Origin of the sequence: Streptomyces sp. NPDC057654, from assembly GCF_042800135.1 — a bacterium.
GTDB lineage: Bacteria > Actinomycetota > Actinomycetes > Streptomycetales > Streptomycetaceae > Streptomyces.
Genome location: NZ_JBHVHQ010000373.1, coordinates 1 through 7918 on the forward strand (window position 1 = coordinate 1; position 7918 = coordinate 7918).

Here is a 7918-nt window from a genome sequence, read left to right on the forward strand (position 1 = left end):
CCGCCGCATCGACCTCACCGTCAGCCGCGCCCGCGCCACCGGCCGCCCGGCCGAGCGCCAGGGCTCGCTGATCTTCAACCCCGGCGGACCGGGCGGCTCCGGGATGGTCTATCCGACGCTCAAGGACAGGGCCGCGTGGCGCGGGACGGCGCGGGCGTACGACTTCGTCGGGTACGCGCCGCGCGGCGTCGGGCGCTCCGCCCCGATCTCCTGCCAGGACCCGGCGGAGTTCGCCAAGGCCCCCACCCAGGCCCCGCGCCACCCCTCGGAGGCGTTCAAACGGCACAAGGCCGCGCAGGCCCGCGCGTACGCCCAGGGGTGCGCGCGCCGGGCCGGGTCCGCGCTGCCACACTTCACGAGCCTCAACAACGCGCGCGACCTGGACGTGCTGAGGGCGGCCCTCGGCGACGCGAAACTGAACTTCGTGGGGGCGTCCTACGGGACGTACTTCGGCGCCCTGTACGCGACCCTCTTCCCCGGCCATGTGCGGCGCGTGGTCTTCGACAGCGTCGTCGACCCGGACCCGCGGCAGATCTGGTACCGCAGCAACCTCGACCAGGCGCCCGCCTTCGAGGCCCGCTGGGCCGACTGGAGCCGCTGGGTCGCACGGCACGACGCGCACTACCGGCTCGGCCGCACGCCACAGGAGGTGCGGGCCGCGTACGACAGGGTCCACGAACGGCTGGCGGGCGAACCGGCGGGCGGCACGGTCGGCCCGGCCCAGCTGAAGGCCGCCTTCCTCAACGTCGGTTACAGCGACGCCTTCTGGGCCCCCAGGGCGCACGCCCTCGCCGCGTATCTGCGCGGCGACCCGAAACCGCTGATCGCCGCCGCCGCGCCCGACCCGGCGACCGCACGGGCGGACGAGAACGAGAACGCCGTCTACACGGCCGTCGAGTGCAACGACGCGAGCTGGCCGCGCGACTGGCGCGTCTGGGACCGGGACAACACCCGGCTCGCACGCCGCGCGCCCTTCGAGACGTGGGACAACGCGTGGATGAACCTGCCCTGCGCGTACTGGCCGGCGCACCGGCAACGAGCCGTGGACGTCGGCGTCGAGGGCGGCTCGTCGCTGCCGCCGACGCTGCTGCTCGCCGCCGAGCGGGACGCGGCGACGCCCTATCCGGGCGCGCTGGAACTCCAGCGGCGACTGCCGGGCTCGGCGCTGGTCACCGAGCGGGGAGCGGGCACGCACGGCATCGGCGGCGGCCCGAACCAGTGCGTCAACCGCCACCTGGAGACGTACCTGCTCACCGGAAAGACCCCGGCGCGGCGCGCGTACTGCGCACCGCGCCCGGAGCCGCGGCCCGTCCCCTGACGGGGAGGCGAACCGAGCCGTCAGGCCAGACCGGCGACCAGCTCGGCCACCGCCTTGCGGCGGCCGGTGTAGAAGGGCACCTCTTCGCGTACGTGCAGCCGGGCCTCGGACCCGCGCAGGTGGCGCATCAGGTCGACGATGCGGTACAGCTCGTCGGCCTCGAAGGCGAGCACCCACTCGTAGTCGCCGAGGGAGAACGCCGGGACGGTGTTGGCGCGGACGTCCGGGAAGCCGCGGGCCATCTTGCCGTGGTCCGCGAGCATGCGGCGGCGGTCCTCGTCGGGCAGCAGGTACCAGTCGTAGCTGCGCACGAAGGGGTACACGCTGACGTACGCGCGGGGCTCCTCGTCGGCGAGGAACGCCGGGATGTGCGACTTGTTGAACTCGGCGGGGCGGTGCAGCGCCATGTTCGACCACACCGGCTCCAGGGCGCGCCCCAGCTTCGTGCGGCGGAAGAGGTTGTACGCCTCCTGGAGGGCGTCCGAGGTCTCCGCGTGCCACCAGATCATGATGTCCGCGTCGGCCCGCAGCCCGGACACGTCGTACGTGCCGCGCACGGTGACGTCCTTGGCGGCGAGCTGCGCGAACAGCTCGTCCACCTCGTCCGCGTAACCGGTGCGGTCCTCGGGCAGGACGTCGCGCAGCTTGAAGACCGACCACAGGGTGTAGCGGATGACCTCGTTGAGGTCCTTGGCCTTCTTGCCGGCGTTCGGGGTCTTGTCAGGTTCAGCAGTCATGTCCCTATTCTCACTCGCTGGTCCGGACGCCCGTCGGCAGGGTGGCGAGGAGTTCGTCGGCGGCCCGCCGGGCGCTGGAAACGCAGGCCGGGATGCCCACGCCGTCGTAGACCGCACCGCAGACCCGCAGGCCGGGGAGGGCCGCTACGTGCTCGCGGACGCGGGCCACGCGGTCGAGATGACCGACCGGGTACTGCGGCAGTCCGCTGTCCCACCGGGTGACGCGGCTCTCCAGAGGGGCGGCCGTGAGTCCCACCGCCTCGCCGAGGTCCGCGAGCGACATCCCTACCAGCTCGGAATCCTCGCGCTTCAGATCCTCCTCGTCCTCAAACCGCCCGATCGAGGTACGCAGCACGAAGACGTCGGGGTCCGCGTCGGCGATCCAGCCCCACTTGCGGCTGGCGAACGTGGACGCCTTGATCTTGTGTCCGTCGACGGGCGGCACGAGGAAGCCGCTGCCGTCCGGGAGCATGTCCGCGTCGGAGCGGCGGAAGGCCATGGTGACCAGCGCCATGGAGGCGTACTCGACGGCGGCCAGATCCGCCGCGGCGGCCGGGGTCACGTCCGCGAGCAGCGCGGACGCGGCGGGCGCGGGGGTGGCGAGCACAACGGCGTCGGCCTCCAGCACGTCGCCGCCGGCTGCGGCCTCTCCACCGCCAGTACCGCCCGTACCGCCGCTGCCCCCGATGACGACCGTCCACCCCGTCGCGGTGCGGGTGAGCCGGCTGACGAGCGCGCCGGTACGGATGTCCCCGCCCTGGGCCCGTACGGTCTCGGCGACCGCCAGAGGCAGCCGTCCGATGCCGCCGTCGATGCCCATGAAGACCGGGCCCGGAACCCCGTCCGGCTGCTTTGCGGCGGCGCGCGCCTGGATCTCCCGCACGCCCTCGGTCAGCGAGCGGTGGCCGCTGGCAGCCTCGAAGAGCTGGGGCACCGCCGCGCGCATGGAGATGCGGTAGGCGTCGCCCGCGTACACGCCGCCGAGCAGCGGCTCGACGAGGCGGTCCACGACCTCACGGCCGAGCCGCCGCGCCACGTACTCGCCGACGGCGACGTCCTCGCCGACCTCCGTGCGGGGCAGCTCGGCGTCCTCGGCGATGCGCGCGAGCCCCTCGTCGGAGATGACGCCGGACGCGGCCAGCGGCGCGAGGTCGCCGGGCACGCCCATGACGTGCCCCTTGGGCATGGGCCGCAGGCCGCCGCGGGTCCACAGGCCGGCGCTCGCCGTGGCCGGGGGCTGGAGGCGGTCGCCGAGTCCGGCGGCGCGGGCGAGTTCGACGGCCTCAGGGCGGCGCGCGAGCATCGACTCGGCGCCGAGGTCCACGGGGACGCCCGCGATCTCGCCCGCGTGCAGCTTGCCGCCGAGCCGGCCGGAGGCTTCGAGCACGGTCACCCGCGCACCGCCCGCCAGGAGCCGATGGGCTGCCGCCAGCCCGGAGATGCCGCCGCCGATGACGATCACATGGCCCTTGGGCGTGTGCGCTGTGCTCATGGCCCCACTCTCTCAAACGGTCATTTCGCACATCGCACGAGTCCCCGTCATGGCGAAGACACGGCGAACGCATGACGAAGGGGCGGGGGCCGCCCGTAAGCGAAACCCCCGCCCCTCGGCCACGGGACGGCCTACTTCTTGAAGCCGTAGTCCATGAGCTTCTTCGCGTCCGCCGTGCGGTTGGCGACGGAGGACGAGGTGAGGACGGTGCCGATGACCGTCTTGCCGCCGCGGGTGGCGGCGAAGACCAGGCAGTACTTGGCCTCGGGACCGGAGCCGGTCTTGACGCCGATGGTGCCCGAGTAGCCGCCGAGCAGGTTGTTGGTGTTGGACCACGACATGTAGCGGTAGCCGCCGTTGGACGTGGTGACCTTCTGCTTGGTCGTCTTCGTCTTCACGACCGTGCGGAAGGTGGAGTACTTCATCGCGTTGGAGGCGAGCTTCGTCAGGTCGCGCGGCGTCGAGTAGTTGGAACCGCCGCCGATGCCGTCGAACGAGTCGAAGCGCGTGTTCTTCAGGCCGAGGCTCTTGGCGGTGGCGTTCATCTTGCCGATGAAGGACTTCACGCGCGCGGGCCGGGTGGAGCCGCTGCCGAACTTGTCGGCGAGCGCGTACGCGGCGTCGCAGCCGGACGGGAGCATCAGCCCGTACAGCAGCTGGCCGACGGTGACCTTGTCACCGACGATCAGCCGGGCCGACGACGCGTTCTTCGAGACGATGTAGTCGCTGTACGCCTTGTCGATCCTGACCTTGGCGTTGAGGTTGAGATTCTTCTGGGCGAGCACCACCCGCGCCGTCATGATCTTGGTGGTCGAACCGGTGTTGCGGCGGGTGTCGGCGGCCTTGCCGAAGAGCACCTTCCCGTTGCCGTTGTTCATCACGAAGCCGCCCTTGGCGGTGATCGTGGGTGTGGCGGTTCTGGCGGCGGCCTGCGCCGGGGCGGCGAGCGCTCCGGTGGCGGCCACGGCTCCCGCGGTGACGGCGACCGCCGACACGCGACGCAGATTCTTCATGCCGATCATCAAGGTGAACACTCCAAATGCCCCTGACTTACTGTCATATGAGGGTACTGCCGTCTCGCGGGGCCTCTGCGCGAGAAAGGAACTCCCGGTACACCCCTCACACTTTCCGGCGCATTCTTCACACTTCCGCGCGTGCACCTCGCATCCCCCGTGGACGTACTCCCCGTCCCCCTTGGACTCGCCGCACCTACCCCAGGGCAAAGGTCACGTCCGCCTCGGACGAAGCTCACGCCTCTCACCCCGAGCCGCGCGGCCGTACCCGGCGGCGCAGGTGGGAGCGGACGGCGCGCTGCGTGACGGGACCCAGCTCCTCCAGGGCCCCGACCAGGGCGGCGAGTTGCTCCAGCGCGCGCAGGGCCTGCTTCGCGCCGTCGGCGTCCACGCCCTCGTACAGTTCCAGGCCCACGAAGGAGGCGGCGACGGCCCGCGCCAGCCCGTACACGTCCACGAACTCCGCCAACGGGGTGCCCGCCAGCACCCGGCCCAGGACCTGCTCGATCTCCGCGACCCACAGGTCGAGCCCGGCCGCGGTGGCGGGCGCGAGGCGCTCGTGGGTCTGGGCGCCGGCCAGCATCTGCGCGAGGACGGCGAGATGGCCGCCGGCGCGCTCCTCGGCGTGCAGTTCGCGGGCCAGGCCCAGGAGGCCGCCGAGCGTGGTCACCTCGGCGAGGCGGTCGCGGTAGAGGTCGACGCGCTGCCGGGCGCCGTGGCGGCAGGCGGCGGCGAGGAGTTCGTCAACAGTGCCGAAGTGGTAGAAGACGAGCGCCTGGTTGACGCCCGCCGCGGCGGCGACGGACCGCGCGGACGTCTTGGCGATGCCCTGCTCGGTGAGCGTCCTCAGCGCCCCCTCAAGCAGCTTGACGCGGGTGTCCTCGCTCATACGCGGTCGCCCTCCCCTTCCCGTACGGACCTCATGCGCGGTCGCCTTCCTCGTCCCGTGCACGTTCCCACGCGCGTTCCCGTACGGGCCTCATACGCGCGCCTCTTCCCGTACGGGCCGCAGCCGGGCCGGCACGTCGTGCCCGGCGGTCTGCACGTACTCGGCGGTGAAGGAGCCGCGGTAGCCGAAGAGCGGCCCGAAGCGCCGGTTGACGACGGACACCTGGACGCGGAAGCACTGCGCGGCCTCGTCGTAGGACTCGCGGAGCGTCGCGTCCCCGCCGATGACCTCGGGCACGCGGACGTCGACGCGGCCCTCGCGGAAGCGGTGCGCGCCGGACCGCACGATCAGCGCCCCCGTGCGGTCGGCCGAGAAGTGCAGGTCGGTGGCGAGGTGCTGATGGGTGCCGAGATAGTCGACGATGGTGCCGCGCTCCGGGCTGAAGACCATCGTGGCGTCGAAGCGGTGCACCTGGCCCGGGAAGCGGAAGGTGCGCACGAACGTCACCGTCTCGCGGCCGTAGGAGTCGGGATACGGGAAGTTCTCGATGGTGAAGGGAATGTTCCGGCCCGCGCGGGGGACGAGGATGTTCCGGCTGCCGCCGAGCGCGAGGAAGGGCCGTACGAAGCCGCGTCCGTGCCGGACCTCCTCCATCACGCCCCGCCCTACGCACGCCTCGCCGCTGTCCAGCCCGACGGAGAAGCGGCGCCGGAGGCGGGGGTGCAGCCGTTCGAAGTCGGCGCCGAGGGCGCGCTGGAAGATCGAGGTCATGAGGCCGCTCCAGACGGTCGGGGGCACGGGACGGCATCCGCCTCCGGCCCCGCCGCTCAGATTTGAGCGGCCGCTCAAACCTAGAAGAATTTGAGCGGTCGCTCAAGTCGCCGCCACAGTGCGGCCGTAGCGGCGTACCAGTGCCATTGACAGCCCCCCGCGGGAAGCCGAGACTCGGCACGGACCGATCTTGAACAAAGTTTCACTGGGCGAACGCCGAACGCCGAACGCCGAACACCGAACGCGCCGCGCCGCCCGCCCGCGGGCCGCGGGAAGGGACCCGAAGACCCCATGGCAGCCTCGTCCCCCTCGTCCCCCTCGTCCGCCCTTTCCGCCTCCTCCGGCGGCGGCGTCCGCGACGTCTACATCGTCGACGCCGTCCGCACCCCCGTCGGCAAGTACGGCGGCGCGCTCGCCTCCGTACGCCCCGACGACCTGGCGGCGCACGTCGTGCGGTCGCTCGTGGAGCGCTCCCCCGCGCTCGACCCGGCCCGCGTCGATGACGTGGTATTCGGCAACGCCAACGGCGCGGGCGAGGAGAACCGGAACGTGGCGCGGATGGCGGTGCTGCTCGCCGGGCTGCCCGTCACCGTGCCCGGCGCGACCGTCAACCGGCTGTGCGCCTCGGGGCTGGAGGCCGTCGTGCAGGCGTACCGGGCCATCGCGCTCGGCGACGCGTCGGTGGCCGTCGCGGGCGGCGTCGAGTCGATGAGCCGCGCCCCCTGGGTCCTCCAGAAGCCCGAACGCGCCTTCCCCGCGGGCGATCAGCAGCTGTACTCGACGACCCTGGGCTGGCGGATGACCAACCCGGACATGCCGCCGCAGTGGACGGTATCGCTCGGCGAGGGCGCGGAGCTGATCGCCGACCGGCACGGCATCACGCGCGAGGAGCAGGACGCCTTCGCGTTCGCCAGCCACGAGAAGGCGGCGCGGGCCTGGCGGGAGGGCGCGTACGACGCCGAGGTCGTGGCGGTGCCGGGCGTGGAGCTCGGCCGCGACGAGACGATCCGCGACGCCACGACGCCTGCCGCGCTCGCCAAGCTGAAGCCCGCATTCCGCAAGGATGGCGGCACGGTCACCGCCGGGAACTCCTCCCCCCTCAGCGACGGCGCCGCCGCCCTGCTGCTCACGGACGAGGAGGGGCTGCGCACCGTGGGCCGCGAACCGCTCGCGCGCGTACGGGCGTCCGCCGTCACCGGCATCGAACCACACCACTTCGGTCTCGGCCCGGTGGAAGCCGTCCAACGTGCCCTGGCCAAGGCGGGCCGCGGCTTCGCGGACCTCACCGCCTTCGAGCTCAACGAGGCGTTCGCCGCCCAGGCGCTGGGCTGCTTCGCCGAATGGCCGGACCTCGACCCGGCCGTCGTCAACCCGCGCGGCGGCGCCATCGCCATCGGCCACCCCCTCGGCTGCTCCGGCGCGCGCCTCGCGGGCTCGGTCGCCCACCAGCTCGCCGCGGCGGGCTCGGGGACCGGTGTGGCGGCCCTGTGCATCGGGGTAGGGCAAGGACAGGCACTCGTGCTGGAACGGTGAGCGCGGGATCGGTAAGCCGCGGGATCGGTAAGCATGGGTTCGGTGAGCACGGGGACAGCGAGTGCCGGTGCGTAAGTACGGGAACGGTGACCACCAAGGGAGTTGACCGCAGATGGCGATACCCGCAGCCGCCCGTGACGGGGCCGAACCGCGGCGCGCCGACGC

7 protein-coding genes are annotated in these 7918 nt (G+C 72.5%); 2 read left to right on the forward strand and 5 right to left on the reverse strand.

Translation table 11 applies throughout. The annotated features are described in order from the left end of the window. Positions 1 to 1318 (forward strand): alpha/beta hydrolase (locus ACFU99_RS24840; RefSeq protein WP_384395492.1); only part of this gene is annotated, 1318 nt, incomplete at its 5' end. Between the two features lie 20 nt (positions 1319 to 1338). Here the strand turns inward: ACFU99_RS24840 and hemQ are convergent. From hemQ to ACFU99_RS24865, 5 genes are all read right to left on the reverse strand, one after another. Then, the gene (hemQ, locus tag ACFU99_RS24845; RefSeq protein WP_384395494.1) at positions 1339 to 2055 is read right to left on the reverse strand and encodes a hydrogen peroxide-dependent heme synthase; all 717 of its coding nucleotides are present in this window, start codon (positions 2053 to 2055) and stop codon (positions 1339 to 1341) included. Between the two features lie 10 nt (positions 2056 to 2065). After that, positions 2066 to 3547: a protoporphyrinogen oxidase gene (gene hemG, locus ACFU99_RS24850; protein WP_384395496.1), complete on the reverse strand. Its 1482-nt coding sequence runs from the start codon at positions 3545 to 3547 to the stop codon at positions 2066 to 2068. 131 nt (positions 3548 to 3678) lie between these two features. Further along, complete coding sequence (locus ACFU99_RS24855; protein WP_384395498.1) at positions 3679 to 4560, reverse strand: D-alanyl-D-alanine carboxypeptidase family protein; 882 nt, start codon at positions 4558 to 4560, stop codon at positions 3679 to 3681. Between the two features lie 244 nt (positions 4561 to 4804). Next, positions 4805 to 5449, reverse strand: coding sequence for a TetR/AcrR family transcriptional regulator (locus ACFU99_RS24860; protein WP_384395500.1), 645 nt, complete (start codon positions 5447 to 5449; stop codon positions 4805 to 4807). Positions 5450 to 5539: 90 nt separating this feature from the next. Beyond that, positions 5540 to 6220, reverse strand: a complete 681-nt coding sequence (locus tag ACFU99_RS24865; RefSeq protein ID WP_384395502.1) for a DUF4166 domain-containing protein — start codon at positions 6218 to 6220, stop codon at positions 5540 to 5542. A 291-nt stretch (positions 6221 to 6511) separates the two neighbouring features. Between ACFU99_RS24865 and ACFU99_RS24870 the strand changes: the two genes are divergently transcribed. Next, entirely contained in the window at positions 6512 to 7753 is a 1242-nt protein-coding gene (locus ACFU99_RS24870; protein ID WP_384395504.1) for a thiolase family protein, read from the forward strand. Positions 7754 to 7918: the final 165 nt, after the last annotated feature.